General features: G+C 42.6%; 22 protein-coding genes. 17 read left to right on the top strand and 5 right to left on the bottom strand.

The window, feature by feature from the left end; translation table 11 throughout:
* Positions 1 to 175: 175 nt before the first annotated feature.
* Positions 176 to 1,588 (top strand): MBL fold metallo-hydrolase, encoded by a 1,413-nt coding sequence (locus AC3ISE_RS19910; RefSeq protein WP_489222318.1) that lies wholly within the window; start codon positions 176 to 178, stop codon positions 1,586 to 1,588.
* Between the two features lie 53 nt (positions 1,589 to 1,641).
* Here the strand turns inward: AC3ISE_RS19910 and AC3ISE_RS19905 are convergent, their stop codons facing one another.
* Positions 1,642 to 2,175 carry a DUF6944 family repetitive protein gene (locus AC3ISE_RS19905; protein ID WP_489222317.1) on the bottom strand — a complete coding sequence of 178 codons (534 nt, stop codon included), beginning with the start codon at positions 2,173 to 2,175 and terminating at the stop codon, positions 1,642 to 1,644.
* Between the two features lie 208 nt (positions 2,176 to 2,383).
* On the opposite strand from AC3ISE_RS19905, the gene AC3ISE_RS19900 reads away from it, so the two are divergent.
* The 9 genes from AC3ISE_RS19900 to AC3ISE_RS19860 all read left to right on the top strand — a co-directional run bounded on the left by AC3ISE_RS19900 (position 2,384) and on the right by AC3ISE_RS19860 (position 11,989).
* Positions 2,384 to 2,998, top strand: coding sequence for a PH domain-containing protein (locus AC3ISE_RS19900; protein WP_489222316.1), 615 nt, complete (start codon positions 2,384 to 2,386; stop codon positions 2,996 to 2,998).
* 312 nt (positions 2,999 to 3,310) lie between these two features.
* The gene (locus AC3ISE_RS19895) at positions 3,311 to 4,504 is read left to right on the top strand and encodes a hypothetical protein (protein WP_489222315.1); all 1,194 of its coding nucleotides are present in this window, start codon (positions 3,311 to 3,313) and stop codon (positions 4,502 to 4,504) included.
* A gap of 79 nt (positions 4,505 to 4,583) precedes the next feature.
* On the top strand, positions 4,584 to 5,531 hold the full coding sequence (locus AC3ISE_RS19890; protein ID WP_489222314.1) for a GDP-mannose 4,6-dehydratase: 948 nt from the start codon (positions 4,584 to 4,586) through the stop codon (positions 5,529 to 5,531).
* Positions 5,485 to 6,438: a lysylphosphatidylglycerol synthase transmembrane domain-containing protein gene (locus tag AC3ISE_RS19885; protein ID WP_489222313.1), complete on the top strand. Its 954-nt coding sequence runs from the start codon at positions 5,485 to 5,487 to the stop codon at positions 6,436 to 6,438. The genes AC3ISE_RS19890 and AC3ISE_RS19885 overlap by 47 nt, the downstream gene beginning before the upstream one ends.
* Entirely contained in the window at positions 6,426 to 7,904 is a 1,479-nt protein-coding gene (locus AC3ISE_RS19880) for an alkaline phosphatase family protein (protein WP_489222312.1), read from the top strand. Before AC3ISE_RS19885 ends, AC3ISE_RS19880 begins: the two co-directional genes overlap by 13 nt.
* Complete coding sequence (locus AC3ISE_RS19875; RefSeq protein ID WP_489222311.1) at positions 7,901 to 8,665, top strand: glycosyltransferase family 2 protein; 765 nt, start codon at positions 7,901 to 7,903, stop codon at positions 8,663 to 8,665. Before AC3ISE_RS19880 ends, AC3ISE_RS19875 begins: the two co-directional genes overlap by 4 nt.
* 73 nt (positions 8,666 to 8,738) lie before the next feature.
* A complete protein-coding gene (locus AC3ISE_RS19870) occupies positions 8,739 to 9,491 on the top strand; it encodes a hypothetical protein (protein ID WP_489222310.1) in 753 nt (250 codons plus the stop codon).
* 28 nt (positions 9,492 to 9,519) lie between these two features.
* Positions 9,520 to 10,443, top strand: a complete 924-nt coding sequence (locus tag AC3ISE_RS19865; RefSeq protein ID WP_489224394.1) for an FTR1 family iron permease — start codon at positions 9,520 to 9,522, stop codon at positions 10,441 to 10,443.
* Between the two features lie 103 nt (positions 10,444 to 10,546).
* Positions 10,547 to 11,989, top strand: a complete 1,443-nt coding sequence (locus tag AC3ISE_RS19860; RefSeq protein ID WP_489222309.1) for a hypothetical protein — start codon at positions 10,547 to 10,549, stop codon at positions 11,987 to 11,989.
* Positions 11,990 to 12,252: 263 nt separating this feature from the next.
* On the opposite strand, the gene AC3ISE_RS19855 is transcribed toward AC3ISE_RS19860, so the two are convergent.
* Positions 12,253 to 12,918 carry a haloacid dehalogenase type II gene (locus AC3ISE_RS19855; protein ID WP_489222308.1) on the bottom strand — a complete coding sequence of 222 codons (666 nt, stop codon included), beginning with the start codon at positions 12,916 to 12,918 and terminating at the stop codon, positions 12,253 to 12,255.
* Between the two features lie 187 nt (positions 12,919 to 13,105).
* On the opposite strand from AC3ISE_RS19855, the gene AC3ISE_RS19850 reads away from it, so the two are divergent.
* From AC3ISE_RS19850 to AC3ISE_RS19840, 3 genes are read left to right on the top strand one after another with little or no spacing between them, the layout of a single operon-like run.
* Complete coding sequence (locus tag AC3ISE_RS19850; RefSeq protein WP_489222307.1) at positions 13,106 to 13,912, top strand: SGNH/GDSL hydrolase family protein; 807 nt, start codon at positions 13,106 to 13,108, stop codon at positions 13,910 to 13,912.
* Complete coding sequence (locus AC3ISE_RS19845; protein ID WP_489222306.1) at positions 13,905 to 14,822, top strand: ABC transporter ATP-binding protein; 918 nt, start codon at positions 13,905 to 13,907, stop codon at positions 14,820 to 14,822. Before AC3ISE_RS19850 ends, AC3ISE_RS19845 begins: the two co-directional genes overlap by 8 nt.
* Positions 14,815 to 15,795 (top strand): ABC transporter permease, encoded by a 981-nt coding sequence (locus AC3ISE_RS19840; protein WP_489222305.1) that lies wholly within the window; start codon positions 14,815 to 14,817, stop codon positions 15,793 to 15,795. The genes AC3ISE_RS19845 and AC3ISE_RS19840 overlap by 8 nt, the downstream gene beginning before the upstream one ends.
* A 458-nt stretch (positions 15,796 to 16,253) precedes the next feature.
* On the opposite strand, the gene katA is transcribed toward AC3ISE_RS19840, so the two are convergent.
* Positions 16,254 to 17,711 carry a catalase KatA gene (gene katA, locus AC3ISE_RS19835; protein ID WP_489222304.1) on the bottom strand — a complete coding sequence of 486 codons (1,458 nt, stop codon included), beginning with the start codon at positions 17,709 to 17,711 and terminating at the stop codon, positions 16,254 to 16,256.
* Between the two features lie 266 nt (positions 17,712 to 17,977).
* On the opposite strand from katA, the gene AC3ISE_RS19830 reads away from it, so the two are divergent.
* Complete coding sequence (locus AC3ISE_RS19830) at positions 17,978 to 18,898, top strand: cation diffusion facilitator family transporter (protein WP_489222303.1); 921 nt, start codon at positions 17,978 to 17,980, stop codon at positions 18,896 to 18,898.
* 753 nt (positions 18,899 to 19,651) lie between these two features.
* Here AC3ISE_RS19830 and AC3ISE_RS19825 read toward each other — a convergent pair.
* Positions 19,652 to 19,972: an ArsR/SmtB family transcription factor gene (locus AC3ISE_RS19825; protein WP_489222302.1), complete on the bottom strand. Its 321-nt coding sequence runs from the start codon at positions 19,970 to 19,972 to the stop codon at positions 19,652 to 19,654.
* A 147-nt stretch (positions 19,973 to 20,119) separates the two neighbouring features.
* On the opposite strand from AC3ISE_RS19825, the gene AC3ISE_RS19820 reads away from it, so the two are divergent.
* Both AC3ISE_RS19820 and AC3ISE_RS19815 read left to right on the top strand, forming a co-directional pair.
* Positions 20,120 to 20,503, top strand: a complete 384-nt coding sequence (locus tag AC3ISE_RS19820; RefSeq protein ID WP_489222301.1) for an ArsR/SmtB family transcription factor — start codon at positions 20,120 to 20,122, stop codon at positions 20,501 to 20,503.
* Positions 20,481 to 22,622, top strand: a complete 2,142-nt coding sequence (locus AC3ISE_RS19815) for a heavy metal translocating P-type ATPase (protein WP_489222300.1) — start codon at positions 20,481 to 20,483, stop codon at positions 22,620 to 22,622. The genes AC3ISE_RS19820 and AC3ISE_RS19815 overlap by 23 nt, the downstream gene beginning before the upstream one ends.
* Positions 22,623 to 22,825: 203 nt before the next feature.
* Here the strand turns inward: AC3ISE_RS19815 and AC3ISE_RS19810 are convergent, their stop codons facing one another.
* Complete coding sequence (locus tag AC3ISE_RS19810) at positions 22,826 to 23,776, bottom strand: L-lactate dehydrogenase (RefSeq protein ID WP_489222299.1); 951 nt, start codon at positions 23,774 to 23,776, stop codon at positions 22,826 to 22,828.
* 271 nt (positions 23,777 to 24,047) lie between these two features.
* Here AC3ISE_RS19810 and AC3ISE_RS19805 point away from each other — a divergent pair, with 271 nt between their 5' ends.
* Complete coding sequence (locus AC3ISE_RS19805) at positions 24,048 to 25,313, top strand: ammonium transporter (protein ID WP_489222298.1); 1,266 nt, start codon at positions 24,048 to 24,050, stop codon at positions 25,311 to 25,313.
* Positions 25,314 to 25,331 lie beyond the last annotated feature (18 nt).

Here is a 25,331-nt window from a genome sequence, read left to right as displayed (position 1 = left end):
TCTACCTTTATTAAATACTATATAGGGTATTTATACAAATGAATTTATCTTATAAAAGTATTCCCTGAATATGAACGTTCCGCACAAAAAATGTTTTGTAAGTAAAAAGAAAGGAAATAAGATATATACAGAGGGGGGTATTTATCCCCCTGAAAAATGCCTAGGAGGCTTCAATATGTTTTTTCGTTCATTTTTTGATGAAAACCTTGCACACATGTCCTATTTAATCGGGTGTCAAAAAACAGGTGAGGCTTTAGTGGTAGATCCTGCGCGCCACATTGCTCCTTATCTTGAAACAGCAAAGAACGAGGGATTTGATATATCGGCCATAACTGAAACTCACATTCACGCGGATTACGTCTCTGGTTCCAGGGAGCTTGCTAAAGCGACAAATGCAAAGTTATTTTTATCAGATGAAGGCGATGAAAACTGGAAGTATGCGTTCGCAGATGAGTTTGATCATCAATTAATCAAAGACGGTTCGCACTTCATGATAGGCAAAATCGAGATGAAAGTGATACATACACCTGGCCATACTCCCGAGAGTCTTTCATTTCTGCTGACAGATAAGGGCGGAGGCTCAAATGTTCCAATGGGAATTTTTACGGGAGATTTCGTTTTTGTCGGAGATGTCGGGAGGCCTGATCTCCTTGAAAAGGCAGCGGGTGTGTCTGGAACTGCTGAAACAGGCGCGGCTTCGATGTTTGATTCTATTCGGAATTTCAAAGAACTGCCTGACTACTTGCAGGTATGGCCCGCCCATGGAGCAGGCAGTTCCTGCGGTAAGTCGCTTGGAGCGGTGCCGGTTACAACAGTTGGATACGAAAAGATGAACAACTGGGCCTTTCAGATTGATAATAAGGACGAGTTTGCAGAAGAACTGCTGAAAGGACAGCCAGAGCCTCCAAAATATTTTGCTCTAATGAAAAAAGTAAACAAAGAAGGACCGGAGTTTCTGAAGGAAAAGGAACTGCACAAATTAACTTCCGTAAAAGAGCTTGATGAGCGCGAAGGAATTCAGATCATCGATCTAAGACCTTCTGAATCGTTCAAGAAGAAGCACTATAAAGGAAGCTTGAACATTCCTTTCGCTAAAACCTTTGCTAATTGGTCAGGGTGGTTATTAAATTATGATCAGCCCGCCATTTTAATCTGTGAAAGCACCCAGCTGGAACAGGCTGAAAGAATGCTTGAATCAGTGGGGTTTGATGGGGCTGAAGCTTATATTGAGCCGGATGCGGTTGAACAGCTGGATCAGTATGAATCCTATGATGAGATTTCTGCAGCAGAAGCTGATGAAAAACTTAGGATGAACCCTGATGAGTACGCAGTGATTGACGTCAGAAATGATGCAGAATGGAAACAGGGGCATATACTGGAAGCCAAACATATTATGTTAGGCACAATCAGCGATCGAATCGATGAAATTCCTAAAGATAAAAAGCTGCTTGTCCATTGTCAATCTGGTGTTCGATCTGCGATTGCGATGAGTCTTTTGCAGGCGAAAGGGTTTAAAAATGCCATCAATATAAAAGGCGGATACGCATCGTGGGAAAACGGAAATCTTCCAACGACAAAAGGGGAGTAAATAAGAAAGGGCAGTGTCAAAATTGACGCTGCCCTTCTTTCCTTAGCAGGTATTCAGTATTTCGTTTCTACAATGGCTGAGATAATGGACCCAATCGCCTGAATCCAGCTTCCGACTGTGTTGATGTTTCCGGGATCTTCATTTCGAAGCTGCATGCCGCCTGCAATGGCCTGCAGGGAATTTCCTATTGCCTGAAGAAGATTGCCGTATATACTGTACAGCTGTTCGATCGACTTCTCCTGCTCTAATGAATATGCAATGCCTAAACCCCCTCCAGTCGCCTGAAGGAGATTGCCTTGAACATCAAGAAGTGTCTGAGTGCGTTCGCTGAAATCAATGATAATTCCTGTGACAACTGTTGAGTTCCCAATTGCCTGAATCATATTGCCGATTTTATTTAAGTTAAATGAGTCAATTGTATCTGCAAGGATTGCATTGCCAGTCCCCTGCAGAACATTCCCCCATAAATTTAAGTTTTCAAGCTGCTGATCTGTGAGGACTTTTGAGGGTGTGCTCCCAACAGCCGCAGTTACTGTTCCAATTGCCTGAATCCACGCTCCAAATACCGCTTTCTCTTTATTGCTCATCGTTTGACCGCCTACTGTCTTGTTCTCCGTTACTATTTTATAAGATATGCAAAGCCAAAATGAGTGTAACATTTCGGTCAATAATTTGGCGCTTGTCTCATTTTTTATTAAAGAAAAGTGTTTCCTGACAAGCAAAGAAAAGAGTTTTCAATCTCACAGTCTCTTGTTAAAATTAGGGAGATGCTAAACAAGGAAGGATGAAAAAGCCATGTTTAAAAAACTAGCTTCAGAGGCATTAGGGTTATCCGATATTGGTACGATTATTAGTCCGGCTGATTATGACAAAACGGACGCAGATGATTATGTGATGCATGAGGATAATGAGAAGATCTATTTTTTAATTAAGACAAAAGCAGATGAATATTGCTTTACAAATCTTTCTTTTATTCACGTAGATGGGGCAAATGCCGTTTCTTCTAAAAGAACTCTCAAACGCTATCCTTACGCACAGTATAAATTTTCAGATGTACTGCTGGAAACAGCCGGTAAAATCGATATGGATGTAGAAATAAAATTCAGCCTCGGCAGCCAAAGGTTTGATATTGATGTAAGAAAAGATCAAATTGAACAGCTGAAAGACTTATATAAATCTCTTCTTCGCATTGCGGAAATTACACATGAAAATGCTATATACATAGATATGGCATCAAACAGTCTTGATAAAGCCGTAAACATCCTTCAAAACTCAAGAACAGACAACAATAAGCTCTCTGATACATACAGAGACCTGACTGATTTTGGCTTTACTTGGATGACTTCTGTCCGCGAGCAGTATCATATTAAAGATTTCGGCGAAGTTTTTGAAAAATATATTAATAACTGATGATAGAAAGTCTGCTCATATTCGGGCAGACTTTTTTATTGTTTGGCTGTTTTCGTAAACTTTGTTTCTTTTAGAATTGTTTAAAACCTTAAGTGGATTGCAGCGGAAGGCACTTGACTCCTGCGGGGGAAAAGAGGGAAATGGGAGACCCATTGTGGGACCATGCAGAGAAAGTCGCTGAAAGCTTTGAAATAAGGCTTAGCCCCATTGACAGAATATCAAAATTATATTGACAATGAGAATCGTTCTCTATTATAATGACGAAGGACTTATTGAAAATCATTATCAACGACATTACAGGGGGAAAACAGCATGTCATTTAAGTGGACGATTCTATCTGCAGCACTTGCATCAGCACTACTAATCAGCGGTTGTTCAAAAGAAACTGCGCCTGACGATAAAGAGGAAAAAGCGGGTACCGAAGAACAGACTAAATCAACTGCTGAAGAAAAAACTGAAAAAGAAGCATCATCAGAGCCGGAAGCGGTTGTGAAGGCATATACAGATGCTGTTGCTGAGCTTGATAAAGCGAAAGAAAATCAAGAAGTTGATTTTTCAAAAGTAGAAGAATTATATAAAAGCGAGCTGCAAACGCTCGTAAAACAGCGTGATGCGGAATTTGGCGAGGATATCGATCAAACCATTACTGCTGCTTTAGAAGCAGGAAAAAATGAAGAAATGAATCCTGTCGTTGTCAGACAGCTTTTTGATAAATTGATGCAAAAAGAATTCTTCCAGACGATGCGCCATGAATTCACAGAGATTGATGAAAACTGGGGCAATAAAGAAGAAGTAATGGAAGAATACGAAGAAGCAATGAGTTTTTATGGAGCTATTGAAGGAACGGTTGAGAAAAGGGATGCTGCCTATGAATCAAATATGCAGGATGTCATCTCAGGCGGCTTTGATGAAATGAAAAAAGCAATTGAAAGCGAAGATAAGCTATCGTTCTCACTTGGAAAACAAGTGGTTGATAAAACATTAATGAAGACATTCTATTATGCAGTAGGCGCTTTGCCGAACGGATATGCAACAAAGGCATCTGAAGCGGCTAAGACAGATGAAACAGAAGCAAAAATCGAACAGGCTGAAGGATGGGCATTTTATCAATCCGTTTATCCTTACCTGCAAAAGCATGCAGCTGAAGATGCTGATTACATCCTGAAACAGCTTGATTTGCAGACAGACGCTAAAACACTTGATGCAGAAATGATCAACAAAGCATTTGTACGTGGCTTTGCAAAGATTGCCCTTCATGAGTATGAAGAAAGCAAAGAAGCCTTCGGTGAGGAAAAAGGTTCGATCACAGCCATTGAAGGTGCATTATTCATTAACATCATTGAAAATGACATTAAAACGATTCTTGGAGAAGAAGAAACAACTAAGCTTACTGAAAATGCTCAAGGCTATTTAGATGCTGCCAAAGCAAATGACAAGGAAGCTGCAGATCAATACATGCCGCTTTTAGAAGAGAGCTTAAATAATCTCATTGAAAAAGCAAAATAATATGTTATAAAAGAAGGAGCCTTGTTTGCGGACAAGGTTTCTTCTTTTTACACAAAAACGCAAGGTATAAGGAGCAAACATGAAAATACTTATTACTGGCGGTGCAGGGTTTATCGGCAGCCATCTTGCCATTCGGCTTTTGAAGAGCGGAAACCAGCCTATTCTGCTCGACGATCTGGACCGTGCGGAACAGAATCCAAGAAAGCTTTATCAATTACAGCAAGTAAAAAATAGCGGAAGTGTCCCTTATTATGATTGTGACTTGCTGGATAGAGAAAAGCTTATGAGCATCATTAAGATGGAGAAGCCTGAGGCGATTGTCCATTTAGGAGCGCTTGCCGGAGTCAGCCCCTCCCTGCAGAATCCATCCGCATATATTGACGTTAATATTCAAGGAACAAATCATATTCTGGCGTGTGCAGGTGAACATCAGGTTAAACATGTCATCTTTGCTTCCTCCTCATCTGTCTATGGGGAACAGTTTGATGTGCCGCTGTCTGAAGATATGGTTACAGGAAGAGTTCTATCCCCTTATGCAGCCTCAAAAATGGGGGCAGAATCTCTCTGTCACGCCTATCACCACATGTATGGTTTTCAAATGAATATTCTTCGTTTTTTTACAGTCTATGGACCTTGGGGAAGGCCGGATATGGCATTTTCCACTTTTATTAGACGAATCATGAACAATCAGAACCTGTCCATTTTTGGACAAGGAACAGGGCGTGACTATACATATATTGATGATATTGTGACGGGAATTATGCTTACGCTTGGGTCTTCTGAAAGTGATGTATATAATCTCGGTTCAGGACGTCCTGTGCTCATGACGGAGGTTATTAATCAGCTGAGATCACACTTTCCGAATTTTGAGCTTCAATACGAAAAAGCGAGAAAAGGCGATGTAACCTCTACTTGGGCAGATATCTCCAAAGCAAGATTAAAGCTTGGATATGCCCCTTCTATATCCTTTAAGGAAGGATTTGAACAAACCGTTGCTTGGGCTAAGGAACATCCCGATATTATTTAATCTGATTGGAATTGCTTTAACCCTGCTGTTTATCTGGTTAAGCATACTGGTTTTTCAGCCGGCTTCTTTATATGGGCAGCTGATGTCGCTTTTAGAAAAACCTTTTGTATTGCTTGCGCTTGTCATTTTTTATTCAGCAGCTTTTGTCCTTCGTGCTTTTGCCTGGAGGCTTTATCTCCAGAATAAAGTCTCTCTGCAAAAATGCCTTGCCGGTCTGCTGTACAGTTTGTTCATTAATCATTTATCTCCATTAAAAGTCGGAGATGCTGTCCGGGCAGCCGTATTTAAAAATGATAAAGAAGTGACGCTTGGGCAAGCGGCACATTCGGTGGTTGTCCTAAGGATGCTGGATATGCTGATTCTTGTTATTTTCTCAGGGACCGGCCTTTTGTACCTGTATGGAAGATTACAGGTGAATTTACCGGTCCTCGCCTTTTTGGCAATGGCGGCAGCAGCTATTTTTATAACTGTAAAGATAAAGTTTCCAGGCTTTCTGAAGGAACAGATCAGTCAATTGAAACAAGGATTCAGAGGTTTGCATGGTGCAGTCATTATCCTTCTTGTTGCCTTAAGCTGGATTTTTGAAGCAGTTGTCATTTATGGCATCGCATCACCTGAAAGCTTATCTTTTATGGAGGCTGTCTGGGTTAATAGTGTAACCATATCCGGACAGGTATTTCAGGTCACACCTGGAGGCGTCGGCACATACGAAACCGTGATGACATTTGCTCTTAAGATAACGGGAGCAAGCATGAAGGAAGCCTATGAATATGCCGTGATCAGTCACGGATTTAAGTTTGTTTTCTCATATGCAGGAGGAATTGCAGCTTTTCTATTATTGCCGCTCCAGATAAGGGAGCTGACCTATTTTATGAAGAGAAAGGAGAGGTTGAAGTGGAGAAAGTAAAACAAGCATCCAAGTTTGAAAAAATAGCTGCGTGGTGCTGGAATTTGTTAAATGAGGGCAAGCCCTTTACTCCTATTTTTTCTGTGGGAACCTTTTTATTGTTTCACTTCTATCTATTAGGGGAGGGCCCGTTTTGGCCTGCTTTTGCTTTATCCCTTATTTTTATCGTTCCATTGCTTGTTATTTATTATCTTTACGATTTTCCATTATTCTTACGAAATTATTTATGGATTCCTATTATGGCTTATTTAATGATGTTCGAAGAGACTAATATCGGACTTCTTCTGTTTGCAGCCGGTTTATATTTCTTTTTCACGGTTTTTTTCTGGGGAACGTTTTATTATCACTTGCGAATCGGAACGTCCTGGATGAATTTCACCCGTTTTTGGAAACTGGTTCTTAAAAACAGTGATTCTACCAGCGGAAATGCTCAGGAGCAGCTTCCAAAATTCATTCTGATTTTGTCTGTATGGGATTATTGCTTCAGCATCCTTTCAAATGGAGGTTCCGTTCAGGATGTAAACTGGCAGTCTCTTCTCCTGTTTTATGGATCACTGCTGATTTATACGTTCATTCTTCATAAATACCTGTTTGACTGGAAGCCAAAGCCGGTTTCATCGTACACCCATAATGCGGAAGTGCCTGAAAAAGGAGTCAATGACAAGGTAGTGGTGATTGTCATTGATGGAATGAGAAAGGAACGATTTGAAGAAGCGGATACCCCCTATTTAGATTATCTCCGTAAAAACGGAACAGAATTTGCGAAAATGGAGACGGTCTATCCTGCGAGAACGGTCGTCTGCTTTTCATCAATGTTTACCGGAACCTATCCGTTTGAGCATGGGATCAAATCAAATATGGTCTGGCGCTTCGGAGTCCGTACAGAAAGCATCTTTGATTCGCTAAGACGTGTTAAGAAAAAAGGAAAGATGCTTGCTGTTGCTCATTTAGTCGATGCGTTCGGTGATGAAGTGGAGACATTCACGGCTGTGATGAAAAACGATGTTGTGGACTATAAAATTATGGAAAAAGCGAAGCAGATCATGGATGACCAGGATCCTGAGCTCTTTATTGTCCAGCTGATTTCAACCGATCAGACAGGTCACAGCAGAGGCGTATTTTATGATGAATATCTTCAAAAAATAAAAGAGGCCGATCAGCTGGTCAAAAACTTTATAGAGCATTTAAAAGAGACCGGCAAAGCTGAGAATACGACCTTTATTATTTGTGCCGATCATGGACAGGCTGATGGAATTGGCGGACACGGTCATCTTGATGAAGGCGAGCGGATTGTGCCATTTTTCATGTATGGGCCAACCATTCAAAAAGGCAGGGTGGTAGAGGAGAAACACAGCCTCGTCTCTATAGCGCCGACACTTGCTTATTTACTTGGAGCGCCATATCCATCGCATAGCAGGGGGCCAGTTCTTACTGAGGCCTTTGAGAAGGAAGGGAACGCTGAATGAAGAAACAGAAAGTAGTCGTCTTTTTGCCGGCTTACAATGAGGAAAAATCAATTGGGCCTGTCATCAAGAACGTGCCGCGTCATTTTCATGAAGAAGTCGCAGTAGAAGTGCTCGTCATAGATGATGGTTCAACGGACAATACGGTTAGAACAGCCAGAGCAGCAGGTGCAGACCATATCCTCTCTTTGAAGAAGAATGGGGGGCTGGGTGCTGCTGTCCGCACCGGTCTCAAGCATAGCTATGAGCTTGGGGCAGATATTGCGGTGATGATTGATGCTGATAATGAATATCCGGCGGATGAAATCCCGAGCGTGCTTCAGCCGATCTTTGCAGGTGAAGCGGATTATACGATGGGATCGAGGTTTCTCGGCTCAATTAAAGGGATGAAGCTTCACCGCAGATTGGGAAATTACTGTTTTACCCTGCTGCAGTCACTGCTACTTAAAAAATGGATTTACGATGGCCAGTCAGGAATGAGAGCATTTTCCCGCCAGGCTATAGAGCATGCTGAGATTATTCATGACTATAATTACGCACAGGTAGTCACCCTGAACCTTGTCCGCAAAGGGTTTCGCGTTCAGGAAGTGCCGATTACCTATCAAGTCAGAACTGAAGGTCAATCCTTTATCAAATTCAGAAAATATCTGTCATCTGTCATTCCGGCCATTATAAAAGAAATGCGCCGTCCAGCTAAAAAAGTGTCCATAAATAAAAGTGCACATGTTTTACATTCATTTAGAGAAAATAAGAAATGCTCCTAGAGTATTTTTTATTTTCTTATTTTTATTGACAATAAAAATGAGAATCATTATCATTATTTAGGGAGGGCAGACAATGAAAAAAACTTTTTTATCACTAATTGTACTTATCCTTATCAGTTTACCTATACATAACAGCGCATCTGCTTATTCATACGGAGATCCGAATGAAGAAAAAATTGCGGAAGCCTATAAAAACATGCAGGTTCAGCTGGATGAAAGTCCCCCTGACTTTGCTGAAGCAAAGAAAATCTATGAAACTGTTCAAGAAGAGATTGATATGCACATGGGGCCGGAACCAACAGAGGTCATCATGGACAATATTGAAAATGAGAATAAAGAAGAACTCGTTCAAAACATGGAGAAACTTCTTGCAATGAATATCAGCCGCCGCCTTGAAAATGTCGATGAAAATTTTAAGGACTATGATACAAGCAAACGGCTGCTTGCAAAAGGATTTGCGACTTACGAGGCACTTTCTCCGCGCGTAGCTGAAAGCAGTAAAGAGATGGACACTGGGATTAGAGACGAATTCAATAAAGCATTGGAAGCTCTAGGCAATCCAGGCTTGTTCGGAGTCGGGAAATCAGAAGCAAGTCAAGATGCATTTAACGAAAGCAAAGAAATCATTTTAACTGATCTTAAAAAAGAATTTGACATAAAAGATTTTACATCCGGTCATTTCTCAGCTGATGAAGGGGAATCAACAGCTTCAGATACGACAGACTGGACGGATTTAGCGAGCTTAAAGAACTGGCTTCCGATTGTCATTATAGTGGCAGTCCTGGCGCTTGTCGCTGTCTACGCAATCAGAAAAAGGAAGCAGTAGCCATATATATTTTAAGGAGGGGATGAACGTGCAGCTTCAGGCATTTCTTATTACATTCCGTGAGGTTTTGGAAGCCTTATTAATTGTAGGTATTGTTACAACTTACTTAAAGCGTACAGATAATCAAAAATTTGTGAAGTTCGTCTGGCTTGGAGCAGGTCTGGCGGTCTTTGCAAGTTACCTTGTGGCTCTTGTTTTTCAAGTGGTATTCACAGGGTTTGCGGCGATGGGCAGTGAAATGTACCTGAAGATTTCGATTATTTTCATCTCCTCCATTCTTTTAACTCAAATGGTCTTTTGGATGGCTGAGCACAGCAAAAATATTAAATCGACCGTTGAAGGAAAGATTAATCATTTTATTACGGCAGGCAGTGTAATTGGAATGGTTATTCATTCATTCTTAGTTGTAGTACGCGAAGGGGTAGAAACGGTGTTTTTCTTCGCTGCTATTACAGGGGGAAACATTGGAGCGGCTCTGCAGGGATGGGGAGCTATTTCAGGGCTTATTGCCGCTTCACTCGTCAGCTACCTATTCTTTAAAGGAACAATGAAAATTTCGCTTAAAGCTTTCTTTAGAATAACGGGAGCATTTATCGTTTTAATTGCAGCCGGTCTTCTCGTTCAGGGAATATCCATGCTGCAGGATTTAAAGATAATCGGCAGTGTGATGCCGCACGTTTATAATATTACCTGGTTTCTGCCTGAGCATCCGATTGACTATGCTCACTACTTGCGAGATCACGGTACAGCACCGCTGCTGTCCGGTGATATCGGCATTTTCTTAAAAGCTTTCTTAGGATATTCATCCATGCCTTCATTGGAAGAAGTCCTCGCGTATCTGGGCTATTTCGCGACAATCTATTTGCTTGTCTTCACAAAGAAGCCTGTAAAAGCTGAGAAAGCAGCACCTAAAGATAAAAAAGTACTGAAGCCTGAGGCTCGTATAGGATAAAAAATACAAGGCGATCCGCCTTGTATTTTTTTTAGAGTTTATATGAAATGCTGCACATCTGACCTGGCTGCTGCGCTTTTCTACTTAGTAAGGGAGTTTTTGCATGAGCACGATCCTTAAGACAATTAGCGCTGCAGCCATCCTGCTGGCAGCCGTTTATTTTAGATTTATATACAGCAGTCCGTATGCTGCCACATGGGATCAGGTTGATTTTGCGCTGGCGCTGGACAGATACGATCTGCTAGCCATGCAGCCGCATTTTCCAGGATATCCTTATTTCATTCTCGGCGGAATGATTACACATATATGGGTGGATAACCCTGCGCAGGCACTGTCTATTTTTAATCAGACGATTGTTTTGTCTGCGTGTATTCCCATCTATTTTTTAGCAAAACAGTACATCGGAGCTTTGCCGTCCTTAATGGTCGTCATGCTGCTTCAAACGAACAGCTATTTATCCGTTCTCTCCGCTCAGCCAATGTCTGAAGGGGCCGCGATCGGAGTTTTATGGTGGTATTTATGGGCTGTTTATCTCGCATTCAAAAAAAACTCGATTTGGATGAAGCTTCTTCCGCTGTTCCTGTTCAGCCTGCTGATGGGAATTCGGCTTTCATACGCGCCGTTTGGGCTCGCCATCGTTTTTTTATGGATTCAGGATTATAAAGAAAGCAAGAATATGAAAAGGATTGCTGTTTTTGCGTTTGCGGCCGTGCTTTTTCAAAGTATTTGGATTGCTGGGCTGATTATGAGTGAAGGCAGCCTTCCTGGATTTATCAAACTCTCTTATAGCTTTATTGCCGGCCATTTTACATCCTGGGGAGGAGCGGTTACGGAATCTGGGGAACCGATCTGGTCCCGTCTATACCGATTAACGGTGCAAAATGTTGGCTTTACAGGGATGATGTCGCAATCCTATCTTTTGCTCGCTGCAGCAGCAGGTGTGGTTGTGTGGTTTTTCATGAGTCTGAACAAAGAAGCAAGGACGGAATTTTTCAATCGTCATAAGCTGCTGCTAAGTTTGATGCTGGTCTATTTTCTCTGGAACTTGTTTGCACAGAATATCGATAAACCCCGTCATTCTTTTCCGATTGCGATGCTGCTTCTGTTTGTCATATTTGTCTATTTGGCAGGAAAGACAAAAAAAGGACAGATTGTTTTCATTATGCTTGCAGTCTTGCAGCTTGGTGTAAGTGTCCCTCTTTTAAAAGAGCAGGCCGAAAGCAAGCCTGCCGTCTATCAAATGGCTGAGTACCTGGATGAGCAGGGGGAGCCTTTAATCGTCTATACATGGGAGGAGACACGGGTATTATCCTATTTATCTGTCCCATATGATCATAAACGCTACTACTCGTATCCTTACTTTCAAAAGGATGTATCCTATCAGGAAGGGAAGACCATTTATTTGACCAATCATCTTGCAGAAGGATTTGAAAAGCAGGGAATTGATTTAGCGGACCGGCTTGAAAAAACTAAGGAATTTCATTCGAACCCTCTTTTTGATCCGGTTTATGGAGAAATTGTTTTATACAGGCTCAAGGAGCGGTAAAAAGAAGGCTGTTTTCGCAAAGATTGTTGTTTTTGATTATTAATGTTGTCCGTTCCTCTCCGCTGCAGGAACTTGCTTTCCGCGGGGAGCGTGGGAGCCTCCTCGGCTTTTTGCCTGTGGGGTCTCCCACTTCGCTCTATTGCCCGCAGGAGTCAAGTTCCTTCCGCTACAATCCACTCATGGTTTTAAACATATCTAGAATAATAGCAACATAGTTTACTAAAAGACCAAAAAGAAAGACTTGCTGTCAGCAGGTCTTTCTTTTATATCCACTCAAGAATCCCATTTAAATCAGAATAAATACTGTCAGGCCTTAAACCAAGCTCCTCCTCCGGCATTTCGCCGCGGTTGATCCAGGCCGTATTGAATCCAAAGTTTTTTGCACCTGAAATATCCCAGCCGTTTGATGACATAAAGAGAACTTCTTCACGTTTAACTCCAAGCTCCTTCAGCACAAGTGTATAAGAGGCCGGTGAGGGTTTATATTGCTTTCCTTTATCGACGCTGATCACATGATCAAAGAAGGGAGAAAGTCCTGATTGTTCGATCAGCGGATCCAGCATATCATGTGATCCATTTGAAAAAATGGCGAGCTTTTTATGGTTCAGCTGAGATAGCACCTTTTCAGTCTCAGGATAATGCGATAGCTTTGTATATTCTGCTATTAAGGCGTCCTCATGTACTTTCGAATCCTTTAACTCAAGTGAGTGAATAGCATATCTTAACGAATCTCGCGTAATCGTCAAAAATGATTCATAGCTGCCCATGATTTGCCGTAAAAAGGAATATTCCAGCTGCTTCTGACGCCAGATTTTGCTTAATTCCTCTCCCTTGCCCTCGAACAGTTCGTCTCCTTTTTTCTTCACGGAATGCACATCGAATAATGTTCCGTAAACATCAAAAACAAATGCCTTTATTTCTTTTTTCATAGAGAACCGCCTTTCTCGATTTACTGGGACAATACCCTTTCACTTAGTAAGTATAAACAGAATCTAAATATGGCGATTACTTGAACAAGACTTCTAATTATCTGAAAATGGAAGCATTCATAGTTGCTTATTTGTTTTGAATTCATGTAAATTGATGGGTAACAAGTTTTTAAGAAAAGGTGATCGTTTGAAGATAAATACAGCGAAGTTTATTGCAATTTTATCCATACTTGCGACAGTCTTATGGATTTTTGGTTTGGGCTGGACGATTAACAGCTATTTTTTCAGCAAGCCGGATGCCAAAGTACAATCGGATTCTGCTAATGAAGCCGAAGTCAGCAAATCAGATGAAGACTATCAAATTGTAGCACTTGGCGATTCATTGACGCGCGGAACAGGTGATCAGTCAGGTAAAGGGTACATTGGCTATTTAGTGGATGAGCTTAAAGAAAAAACAGAGCGGGATATTAAGCTTTCGAACTTAGCGATTAAAGGCCAAGTCTCAGATCAGGTAGTGAAGCAGCTTCAAAAACCGGAAATCAGAAGGCAGGTCAGCTCAGCCGATACAATTGTCATGACCATTGGAGGCAATGATCTTTTTCAAGGCGGACAGGCACTTGAGAATTTGTCATCAGCGGAAAATGATCGGGCTAAAGCAAAATATTTAGCTAACTTAAACAAAATCATTGGGGAACTTCGCAAGGTAAATCCTGAAGCATCTGTATATTATGTGGGTCTTTACAATCCCTTTAATGACCTGGAGGATGCAAAAACAACTTCTGCCATAGTAAGGCAGTGGAATTTTGAATCTGCTGAAATTGCAGCGAACTATCCAAAGGTTGTCATGGTTCCGACATTTGATTTATTTGAGCAGAATGTAAACGATTATTTGTACAGCGACAAGTTTCATCCGAATTCAGAAGGCTACAAGCTGATTGGTGAGCGGCTGGCATCTTTGATCGTGTTCAGCGGGGAGGGAAATCAGGATGACTAACTCAAATGAAACACTGGTGGTTGAAAATCTCCGGAAGAAAATAGGCAAAAAAGAAATCATCAAAGACATCTCATTTCAGCTTGAAAGGGGAGAAGTGTTTGGATTTCTGGGGCCGAATGGCGCAGGCAAAACAACAACGATCCGCATGCTTGTCGGATTGATAAAAGCAACGTCAGGCAAGATTACCATCTGCGGTCATGATCTTAAATCTGATTTTTCAAATGCCATCAAAAATATCGGCTGCATTGTTGAAAATCCTGAGCTGTATCCTTATTTGACAGGACTTGAAAACCTTCACTATTTCTGGAGAATGGTTCCCGGACTTCCTAAGGAGCGCATCGATGAAGTCGTAGAGCTTGTCGGTCTGCAAAACCGGATTGGCGACAGGGTGAGTACTTATTCGCTGGGAATGCGCCAGCGCCTTGGAATCGCACAAGCATTATTAGGCAAGCCGAACGTGCTGATCTTAGACGAGCCGACGAACGGACTTGATCCTGTCGGCATCAGAGAGATGCGGGAATTCATTCGCTTTTTAGCAGAAGAAGAAGGATTGAGTGTTCTTGTTTCCTCCCATCTGCTCAGTGAGATTCAGTTAATGTGCGACAGGGTCGCGATCATTTCTAAAGGGGCCATTCTTAAAGTAGATACAGTTGAGCACCTTCTTGCTGAAAAAGAACGGGTCATCTGGAGACTCGATCCTTTTGAAAAAGGAAAGGCCATCTTGGCGGGAGAAACAACCCTGATTGCCGAATATGATGACCGAATCGTTACCTATAATGAGGAAGAAAGCATTCCCGCATGGAATAAGAAATTAGTTGGAGCCGGTGTAAAAGTGCGTGAGATTCAGACAAAACTGCCTACACTTGAAGATTTGTTTATCGAGCTGACTGAAGGTGAAACCATTGATTAATCTTGTCTATAATGAAATGATCAAAATCATCCGGAAAAAGCGCCTTTTTATCATTGCCGGCATTTTAGCCGTACTCGTCGGACTCTTCACATATGCACAAATGAAAGAAGCGAAAACCCTGCAGGAAGAATTGGGAACAACCGACTGGCGTTCTCAATTGCAGCAGGAAATTATCAATGCGCAAAACAGATTGAGCTCTAGCGGCATCTCTGCAGAATGGAAAAAATATTTGCAAATCCGGATGGAGCAGCAGCAGTACTACCTGGATAATGACATTAATCCGAGCGCTCCAGGAGCCCCAACCTTTATGAGGATGTTTGCCGAGAATTCAATTGACCTCCTGCTGCCGCTGATGGTGATGGTCATTGCAGCCGATCTCGTCTCTTCAGAGGCAACAAGGGGTACAATCAAGCTGCTGTTAACAAGGCCGGTTAAAAGGTGGAAGATCTTATTAAGCAAGTACATCACATTAATATTATCGGTCTCTTTTATCGTCTTATCGCTCGGAGTGCTGTCCTATCTCATTTCAGGAATCGTCTTCGGATATGGGGGATGGAACATGCCGATCCTGACCGGGTTTACCGTTCAGGGAGAGGACTTGAACACCGATCAGGTACGATTGGTAGAACAGTGGCAGTACATTTTAATGGAGCTTGGATTAGTATGGTTCGTGGCTGTTGTTGTCGGAACCTTGACTTTTACACTCTCCGTGCTCATGAAAAGCACTGCCTCTGTTATGGGAGTCATGCTCGCAGCATTGATTGCAGGAGCGATTTTGGCGAATATGGTCTCCTCATGGGAATCAGCCAAGTACTTTTTCATGGTCAACCTAAGACTAACCGATTATGTAGCCGGCATGGCGCCTCCTATCAACGGGATGACACTGGGCTTCTCCATGAGTGTCCTCGGCATCTGGGCAGCAGCCGGACTGATTGTTTCGTTTATCGTGTTTTCACGCAGGGATATTTATTGAATGGCAGCCGCTTGGGAGCGGCTGTTTTTTTATTTTTGCTGTTTTAGCATAGATTGTTGTCTTTCATGATAAATGTCGTCCGTTCCTTTCCGCTCCAGGAACTTGCTTTCCGCGGGGAGCATGGGAGCCTCCTCGGCGTTGCCTGTGGGGTCTCCCAATTTGCTCTATTTCCCGCAGGAGTCAAGTTCCTTCCGCTGCAATCCACTAAGGGTTTTTATTACGCAAAGAGCCTTTATTTAAAAGGGAGAATTTAGCTAGAATAATAAAGTTTCCAATAGAAAATAGCTCGTTCCGCTAAATTCAGTCATTAGCCGAACGAGCTATTTTCGGTTTGACCAATGACAAGAAATCGTTCCGGCAACCTTATCAATCTACAAAAAAAGCACCCGCCAACTAAGCGGGTGCAAAAGTGAGAATATAACCTGAGAACGAATTGTAAAGCTTTTACTTTAAATTACTTAAACTTGCTGCGGAACTTGAAGTCCAAGTCCCTGAGCTACACGCTGGCCAAATTCTGGATCAGCTTTATAAAGATGCTCGATTTGGCGCAGTTTGATTTCATCTTTCGTGACCGGAGCCATTGCTTCAACATAGTTTTGAACAAGACGGGCACGCTCTTCTTCACTTTGGAGGCGATAAAGGTCTCCAGGCTGAGTGTAGTGATCGTTATGATCATAAGAGACGCTGTCTGCAACGCCTTGAACTGGGAATGCAGCCTGTTTGTTTTCAGCTGATTCTGCTGGTCCGCCGTAGCTGTTCGGCTCGTAGTAGACGGAGCCGCCGCCGTTGTTGTCAAAGCGCATTTGACCGTCGCGCTGGTACGTGTTGACTTCATTTTTAGGACGGTTAATCGGCAGTGCCTGATGGTTCGCACCTACACGGTAGCGATGTGCATCATGGTAGGCAAACAAACGGCCTTGAAGCATTTTGTCTGGGGATACGTCGATTCCGGGGACAAGTGTTCCAGGAGAGAATGTCGCCTGCTCGACTTCAGCAAAGTAGTTTTCCGGATTGCGGTTTAGAACCATTCGGCCAACCTCAATTAACGGATAGTCTTTTTGTGACCATACTTTAGTGACATCGAATGGATCAAAGCGATATGTGTCCGCATCTTCTAAAGGCATGATCTGCACGTACATTTTCCATGCAGGGAAATCGCCTTTTTCAATGGCATTAAACAGGTCTTCTGTGTGGTAGTCCGGATTTTCTCCTGCAATTTTAGCTGCAAGTTCCGGAGCAAGGTTTTGGATGCCCTGTTCTGTTTTAAAGTGATATTTGATCCACACGCCGTCTCCTTCAGCATTTGTCCATTTAAATGTATGGCTTCCGAAGCCATGCATATGACGGAACGTTGCCGGAATCCCGCGGTCAGACATTAAGATTGTTACCTGATGAAGAGATTCAGGTGAAAGAGACCAGAAATCCCAAACAGCATCTGGATTTTTCAAGTGTGTTTGAGGATGGCGCTTTTGTGTGTGGATGAAATCAGGGAATTTAATTGCATCGCGAATGAAGAAAACCGGCGTATTGTTTCCGACCAAATCATAGTTTCCTTCTTCTGTATAGAATTTTAAAGCAAATCCGCGCGGGTCCCGCACTGTATCAGCTGAACCGTTTTCTCCGGCTACAGTTGAGAAACGGACGAACATCGGTGTGCGTTTACCCACTTCTGATAAGAAATTTGCTTTTGTATATTTTGTTACATCATTTGTTACTTCAAAATAACCATGTGCCCCTGCACCTTTTGCATGAACGACGCGCTCAGGCACACGTTCTCTATTAAAGTGTGCAAGCTTCTCTAAAAGGTGGACATCCTGAATTAACGTTGGACCGCGAGAACCTGCTGTTATTGAATTCTGGTTGTCCCCGACAGGCGCACCCCAACTAGTAGTAAGATTTTTTCTCTCATTACTCATAAATCGAATCACCTCATAGTTTTATATTATTTAACCCATTCACAATGATAACATCTCTCATTAAAAAATCAATACTATTTTATAATTATTATAAATAAATAGTTTATAAAATAATCAGAATAATCAATATAAATACGAAACCTAACTTTTTTAATGAAAAATATGGGGTATGTAAATCATAAATATATCTTGCAATTGTTGAAATTATTTGAAATAATTAATATATGAACACATACTCATATAATGCGAATTGGGGGGGATTGAGAATGGGGCACTCACATAATCATCATGGCCATGAGGGGCATCATCACCACCATACAAGCAATAAAAAGGCGCTCCTGCTGGCATTTTCCATTATCACTCTTTTCATGATTGTGGAAGTGATCGGGGGATTGCTGACAAATAGTCTGGCGCTGCTGTCTGATGCGGGACATATGCTCAGTGACGCAGCAGCATTGGGTTTAAGTTATCTTGCAATGACTTTTGGAGCAAAAGGAGCTTCAGCCTCTAAAACATTCGGCTATAAAAGGTTTGAGATTTTGGCTGCCTTTATTAACGGTCTCACTTTGATCGTTATTTCACTCTATATATTCCTGGAAGCCTATCAGCGCTTTATCGATCCGCCTGAAGTCATCAGTTCTGGCATGCTCTTGATTTCAAGTATTGGTCTGCTTGTCAATATCGCGGCTGCTTTTATCCTGATGCGCGGTGATAAGGATGAAAATCTGAATGTAAGAAGTGCTTTCCTGCATGTTATTGGCGATATGCTTGGTTCTGTGGGCGCAATTATCGCGGCGCTTCTTATTATGTTTTTTGGATGGGGCCTGGCAGATCCGATAGCGAGTATTATTGTTGCGGTGCTGATTATCATAAGCGGTTTCCGCGTGACGAAGGATTCTTTTCATATTTTAATGGAAGGTGCACCTGGGAACTTGAAAACGGATGATATTCGGGCTGCTCTCCTGACAATGGAGGAAGTGTGCGGCGTACATGATTTGCATGTATGGTCTATTACGTCAGATTTCCCGGCGCTAAGCTGTCATTTAGTAGTAGAGAGCGGGGAGAATCAGCAGGACTTATTGAAAAAAGCCAACCGGATTCTGCATGATCAATTTGGACTGCATCATACAACGATTCAGATTGATCGAAAAGATTCAGCCTGCTGCGGGGATGATCATTGTAATTAAAGGCTGTTTTCGCATAGAATGTTGTTTTTGATTATAAATGTTGTCCGTTCCTTTCCGCTGCAGGAACTTGCTTTCCGCGGGGAGCATGGAAGCCTCCTCGGCTTTGCCTGTGGGGTCTTCCATTTTGCTCTATTTCCCGCAGGAGTCAAGTTCCTTCCGCTACAATCCACTAATGGTTTTAAACATCAAGACTAAAAGCAACAATATTTACGAAAAGAGCCTAATTAAAAAAGAGACACGGCTGTGTCTCTTTTTTGTGGTGTCCGGCTAAAAAATATGGATTTCGACTTAATAAATAGGAATAAGACTAAATTTACAACAAACGGTATATCAAAAAAAGCGTTTGGCTAAATGAAGTCCCAAATCGGGGAGTATCGCATTACATGGTGTCCAGCTCCATCACCCAACTCCTCGGCCAGAACGGCTCCGCCAGTAAAGGCAAAAAGCGCCTTTTCTGTCGGAGGCTTATCTGTCTGTCGGAGCTTAACGGGCGGTTCCGCTTTTCGATTTGTCCAGCTCCACCTCCTAGTCCCTCGGCCAGAACAAATTCCCCCAAAAACTCAAAACCGGACTTTTCGGGTGAATTCTTATCTGTCTGTCGGGCCTTAGCAGATTGATTCCGCATTTACACAGTGTCTAGCTCCACCGCCCAACTCCTCGGCCAGAACGGCTCCGCCAGTAAAGGCAAAAAGCGCCTTTTCTGTCGGATCCTTATCTGTCTGTCGGAGCTAAACGGGCGGTTCCGCTTTTCTATTAATGCCGAGCATGCTCAATCGTCTGTTTCAAAAGGCCGATAACGTGTTCGTCGTCATGTGAATAGTATAAGGTTGTCCCTTCGCGGCGGAATTTGACGAGGCGGAGGTTTTTTAGAAATCGAAGCTGGTGGGATACGGTTGATTGGAGAAGAGATAATGTATCGGCAATTTCATTTACGGATCGTTCCCCTTGGGTGAGCAGGTTTAATATGCGAAGCCGTGTCGGATCTGACAGCGCCTTGAAGGTCTGGGAAGCGATGAAGAGGGTTTCTTCGTCCAGGTCCTGGAACGTGTCTGCGTCTAGGTTTTCTTTTTTCATCGTGAGTCTCCTTCTGACTTCTTATGTAGTTTTTATTATAGGAAAGATTATCTATTTATACAAACATTCAAATTATTGTTTGACTGTTCATGCTGCCCTGCATATACTTTAATCAAATGAACGTTTGAATGAATAGGATGTGATGAAGTGAAGCTGCAGGATGTATGTGAAATAACTTGTGTGGATTCGGAAAAAGTGGAACGGGTTAAGAATAAGCTTCGCGGCCAGGAAACGGCTAATGTGGCGAAAATCTACAAAGCCCTTGCTGATGATACAAGGTTGAAAATTGCTTATGCACTTTTAGAAGAAGAGGAGCTTTGTGTGTGTGATGTGGCGAATATCGTCGGGGCTACGACTGCGACGGCATCGCACCATTTAAGACTTTTAAAAAATACGGGGCTTGCTAAATTCCGCAAAGAAGGAAAGTTAGTCTATTATTCATTGGATGATGATCATGTAAAGCAGCTGATTCAGCTTGCTTTTGAACATCAGGGGGAGATGAGCCAGCGTGGGAGCAGAACAATCGGCTGAAAAAAATGTGTACCGGGTTCAGGGATTTACTTGTGCAGGCTGTGCCGGGAAATTCGAACGCAATGTAAAAGAACTTGATGGCGTAACCGATGCCAAAGTGAATTTCGGTGCCGCTAAATTAACGGTGATCGGCAAAGCGAGCGTTCGCGATATTGAAAAAGCAGGTGCGTTCGAGCATTTGAAAATTCTTCCGGAAAAGGGAGCGGTTCAAGCGCCTAAAGAAACATTCCTAAAAAAATACGGTGCACTTCTGATATCAGCACTGTTCATAGTGATGGGCTATTACGCTTTATTTTCATATGGGGAAGAGAGTGTCCCGTCTATCTTAGCCTTTTTGGCTGCAATCATTATCGGAGGATACTCCCTGTTTATCACAGGGTTTAAAAATTTGATTCGACTTGAGTTTGATATGCGAACGCTCATGACGATTGCCATAATTGGCGCCGCCATTATTGGGGAATGGAGCGAAGGGGCTGTTGTGGTTATTCTGTTTGCCATCAGTGAAGCCCTGGAATCCTATTCGATGGACAGGGCACGCAAGTCCATTCGTTCGTTAATGGATATCGCTCCAAAAGAAGCGTTAATCAGACGAAACGGCGTTGAAAGCTCCATTTCCGTGGATGAAATTGAAGCCGGCGATATAATGATCGTGAAGCCGGGCCAGAAAATTGCCATGGATGGAGTTGTTGTTAAAGGGGTATCGGCTGTTAACCAGGCGTCCATCACGGGTGAATCGCTCCCCGCAGAAAAAGAACCTGGGGCGGAAGTGTTTGCAGGAACTCTTAACGAAGAAGGCTTGCTTGAAGTGAAGGTTACCAAGCTTGCTGATGATACGACGATTGCTAAAATCATTCATTTAGTAGAAGAAGCTCAGGCGGAACGCGCACCATCGCAGGCATTTGTAGACAAGTTTGCAAAGTGGTATACGCCTGCGATTATGGCGGTTGCCTTTTTAGTCGCTGTTCTTCCGCCGCTGTTTTTCGGCGGTATGTGGGATACTTGGATTTATCAGGGATTAGCCGTTCTGGTTGTCGGCTGTCCGTGTGCACTTGTCATCTCAACACCTGTTTCCATTGTCACGGCCATTGGAAACGCTGCGAGAAATGGAGTTTTAATCAAAGGCGGTATTTACCTTGAAGAATTAAGCCGAATCAAGGCGGTTGCCTTTGATAAAACAGGCACCTTAACAAAAGGGGCTCCTGTGGTTACCGATTTTGACGTTTTACAATCGGGAATTTCACAGAATGACTTATTTAAATTGGTAAGTGCGCTTGAATATAGATCACAGCATCCGCTTGCTTCTGCGTTTATAAAAAAAGCAGAGCAGCAGGAGCTCGATTATAAATCTCTGATTGTAGATGAATTCGCGTCCATCACTGGAAAAGGCATTAAAGGAAAGATTGAACAAGAGTGGTACTACGTTGGAAATGTTTCGCTGTTTGAAGATATGCTGGGGCGTATACTTGAAGGTGAATTAAGAAACAAGGTTGATTCTTTGCAGAAACAGGGAAAAACAGTCATGCTCGCTGGTACGGATGAAGTGGTGCTTGCTGTATCAGCAGTGGCAGACGAGGTCCGTGAAAGCAGTGTCCGTGTGGTGAAGCAGCTAAAAGAGCTTGGCATTCAAAAGACCATCATGCTGACGGGGGATCATGCAAGTACCGCGGCAGCAATCGGACATCAGTTAGAAGTGTCTGAGATTCATGCTGAGTTGCTTCCCCAGCATAAACTGGATGCCGTGAAAAAGATACAAGGTGAATACGGGGCAGCCGCAATGGTGGGAGATGGCGTAAATGATGCTCCTGCCCTTGCTGCAGCATCAGTTGGTATCGCGATGGGAGGAGCCGGGACGGATACGGCTCTTGAAACAGCAGATGTTGCCCTAATGGGAGATGATCTGAAAAAACTGCCATTTGCGATTGAACTGAGCCGCAAAACGCTTGTCATTATTAAGCAGAACATCGCCTTTGCCTTAGGGCTCAAACTGCTTGCCCTGCTGCTCGTTGTTCCAGGATGGCTGACATTATGGATCGCGATTTTTGCAGATATGGGTGCGACTTTGCTTGTTACGTTAAATGGATTGAGACTTTTAAGAGTGAAGGAAAAGAAAGACAGCTAGCATGAACCGATTAGTGGTTCATGCTCTTTTTTTGTTAGGATGCCTAGAAATTGAGGACTTCCGATTGAAAAGAAGAATGGCAGCCGAATTTTTGGATAACCGCTAAATCAGAAAATCTTCATTCAGATAAAAAGAAAAACTCCAGCTTTTATGGCCGGAGCAGAATGATCTTTTTCAAACGAATCAGATACACAGCCGATTATCTAATTAAAATGAGGTGCCAGTATCTCTTTTAAAATCGCGGCACTTTTCCTGAATTTATCCTGTTCTTCAGCATTCAGGTCAAGCTCAATAATGTCGCGGATTCCATCGCGGTTAATAACAGCCGGGACTCCGATATAGACATCTTTTTCTCCGTAGTGTCCGTCAAGATGGGCAGAAACGGTCAGGACGCAATTTTCATTGTGAAGGATTGCCTTCGTAATGCGGACAAGTCCCATTGCGATTCCATAGTAGGTTGCCCCTTTTCGATTAATAATCTGATAGGCTGCATCCCGCACGTTTTTAAAGATTTCATCTAAATCTTCTTTTTTATAGTCTTCGCTGCGTTCAATCATCTTCATCACAGGGATTCCGCCGACATCCGCAGAGCTGTATACAGGAAGCTCGCTGTCACCATGCTCGCCGATTATGTAGGCATGAACGTTATTTGGAGCGATTTTAAAATAATCGCCAAGCAGATAGCGGAAGCGGGAAGTATCTAGGATAGTTCCTGAACCTATCACTTGTTCTTTCGGCAGGCCGCTGTATTTCCAAGTTGCGTAGGTAAGGATATCAACTGGGTTCGTTGCTACTAGAAATATTCCCTGAAATCCTGATTTCATCACGCTTTCGGTAATTTCTTTGAATATGGCCAGGTTTTTCGCAACAAGATCAAGGCGGGTTTCGCCTTTCTTCTGGTTAGCCCCTGCACAAATGACAACAATATCTGCGTGTTTGCAATCCCCGTATTCTCCGAGACGGATTGCGGTAGGATTTGGCGCAAACACTTTTCCATGATTAAGATCCATTACATCCCCAAGCGCTTTTTCGGCATTAGCATCAATTAAAATCAGTTCATCAGCTATTCCTTGATTCATGAGAGCAAATGCGTAGCTGGATCCGACAAATCCGGTTCCAACCAAGACTACACGGTTTATCTTTTCTTGTGCCATTGTGCAACACCCTTTCACATAATTGTGAAATACTTCACAATATAATTTTACCTTATTAAGGAAGAAATGTCTATTATAAATACAGATTATCATCGAATTATCAAAATCATTATGTAATTATGAGTGTGTTAGGTTTTTTAACATAAAGTTATAATAATTTTTAGAAAATTGGTTGACTAAAGAGAAAAATACGATAAAATAGAAAATAATTAACTCATGTTATATTTTATAACATACAATGTTATGAAAAGAGCAATAGGGGGACGTTAATTTGGATTCTATCTATTTGTTAAATAGTTTATGGGTGGTTTTAGGGGCGATATTGGTTATTCTCATGCAGGGCGGATTCATTCTGCTTGAAGCGGGATCTACACGAATGAAGAATGCGGGTCATATAGCAGGGAAGACAATCTTCACGTTTGGTCTTGCATCACTTGTGTTTTGGGCAGTGGGATTTGGATTTATTTTTGGCGACAATGCCAATTTTCTTGTTGGGTTATCCCACTTTTTCTATTCAGGCTATGAGCTGGAAGGGATGAATCTATCTTCATCCGTATTCTTTTTGTTTCAGCTTGCTTTTGCCGGAATTGCGATAACAATTGCACTTGGGGGATTTGCAGAGCGTGCTAAGCTGTCAATCTATCTTGTCTTTACGGTGCTTTTCTCAGCACTTGTTTATCCTGTCGTTGCACACTGGATCTGGGGCGGGGGCTGGCTTGCTGAGCACGGCAAACAGGATTTTGCCGGCTCTACGGTTGTTCATTTAACAGGTGCAATGGCTGCATTTGCTGCAACCATTTTGCTGAAGCCCCGTATTGGGAAATTCAATCAGGATGGTTCTGCCAATAACATTTTTGGGCATAATCAGGTGTTTACGGCTTTAGGAGTTTTGGTGCTGTGGATTGGCTGGTTTGGATTTAATGCAGCAAGCACACTTGGGGTAGAAGATGGATTTTTCGGTTATGTTGCGCTGAATACCAATCTTGCAGCAGCAGCCGGTGCGGTTGCAGCACTCATCGTTTCATGGGCAGTGCTTGGGAAATCAGATGTGCCGACAATGCTGAATGGTGCACTTGCGGGTCTTGTAGCGATTACAGCATCATGTGCGTTTGTTGATACGTGGGCAGCTGTTCTTATCGGATTTATCGCTGGAATTCTAGTTTTCTATAGTGTGAGATTTTTCGAAAAGAGAAAAATAGACGATCCAATCTACGCATTATCTGTTCATGGAGCAGCGGGAGTTTGGGGAACCATTTCAACTGGATTTTTCGCAACACCTGAACTCGCGACAGTTGGAAAACCGGGATTATTCTACGGCGGAGGCTTTGAACAATTAGGAGTTCAGATCATGGGTGTCGGCGTATCGGGAGCTTATGCCTTTGCCGTTTCGTTTATCATTCTTTTTGCTGCTAAAAAGCTGATGGGCGGTCTTCGTGTAACAGAAGAAGAAGAAATTATGGGGCTTGATATGAGTGAGCATGGAAGTTACGGCTATCCTGAAGTATTCTTATCAAAAGAGGATAAGATCAGCTCTTAATTACGGAGCGAAAGGGAA

The organism is Metabacillus sp. KH_069 (assembly GCF_057838075.1).
The sequence above is the reverse complement of the archived record's forward strand: the minus strand, read 5'-3'. Positions and strand labels throughout refer to the sequence as shown.

Excerpts from the sequence above, each read along its gene's own strand:
- katA (WP_489222304.1), bottom strand. The coding sequence starts at position 17,711 with ATGAGTAATGAGAGAAAAAATCTTACTACTAGTTGGGGTGCGCCTGTC.
- AC3ISE_RS19810 (WP_489222299.1), bottom strand. The coding sequence starts at position 23,776 with ATGGCACAAGAAAAGATAAACCGTGTAGTCTTGGTTGGAACCGGATTT.
- AC3ISE_RS19910 (WP_489222318.1), top strand. The coding sequence starts at position 176 with ATGTTTTTTCGTTCATTTTTTGATGAAAACCTTGCACACATGTCCTAT.
- AC3ISE_RS19860 (WP_489222309.1), top strand. The coding sequence starts at position 10,547 with ATGAGCACGATCCTTAAGACAATTAGCGCTGCAGCCATCCTGCTGGCA.
- AC3ISE_RS19825 (WP_489222302.1), bottom strand. The coding sequence starts at position 19,972 with ATGAAAAAAGAAAACCTAGACGCAGACACGTTCCAGGACCTGGACGAA.
- AC3ISE_RS19875 (WP_489222311.1), top strand. The coding sequence starts at position 7,901 with ATGAAGAAACAGAAAGTAGTCGTCTTTTTGCCGGCTTACAATGAGGAA.
- AC3ISE_RS19890 (WP_489222314.1), top strand. The coding sequence starts at position 4,584 with ATGAAAATACTTATTACTGGCGGTGCAGGGTTTATCGGCAGCCATCTT.
- AC3ISE_RS19870 (WP_489222310.1), top strand. The coding sequence starts at position 8,739 with ATGAAAAAAACTTTTTTATCACTAATTGTACTTATCCTTATCAGTTTA.
- AC3ISE_RS19855 (WP_489222308.1), bottom strand. The coding sequence starts at position 12,918 with ATGAAAAAAGAAATAAAGGCATTTGTTTTTGATGTTTACGGAACATTA.
- AC3ISE_RS19830 (WP_489222303.1), top strand. The coding sequence starts at position 17,978 with ATGGGGCACTCACATAATCATCATGGCCATGAGGGGCATCATCACCAC.
- AC3ISE_RS19845 (WP_489222306.1), top strand. The coding sequence starts at position 13,905 with ATGACTAACTCAAATGAAACACTGGTGGTTGAAAATCTCCGGAAGAAA.
- AC3ISE_RS19895 (WP_489222315.1), top strand. The coding sequence starts at position 3,311 with ATGTCATTTAAGTGGACGATTCTATCTGCAGCACTTGCATCAGCACTA.
- AC3ISE_RS19905 (WP_489222317.1), bottom strand. The coding sequence starts at position 2,175 with ATGAGCAATAAAGAGAAAGCGGTATTTGGAGCGTGGATTCAGGCAATT.
- AC3ISE_RS19900 (WP_489222316.1), top strand. The coding sequence starts at position 2,384 with ATGTTTAAAAAACTAGCTTCAGAGGCATTAGGGTTATCCGATATTGGT.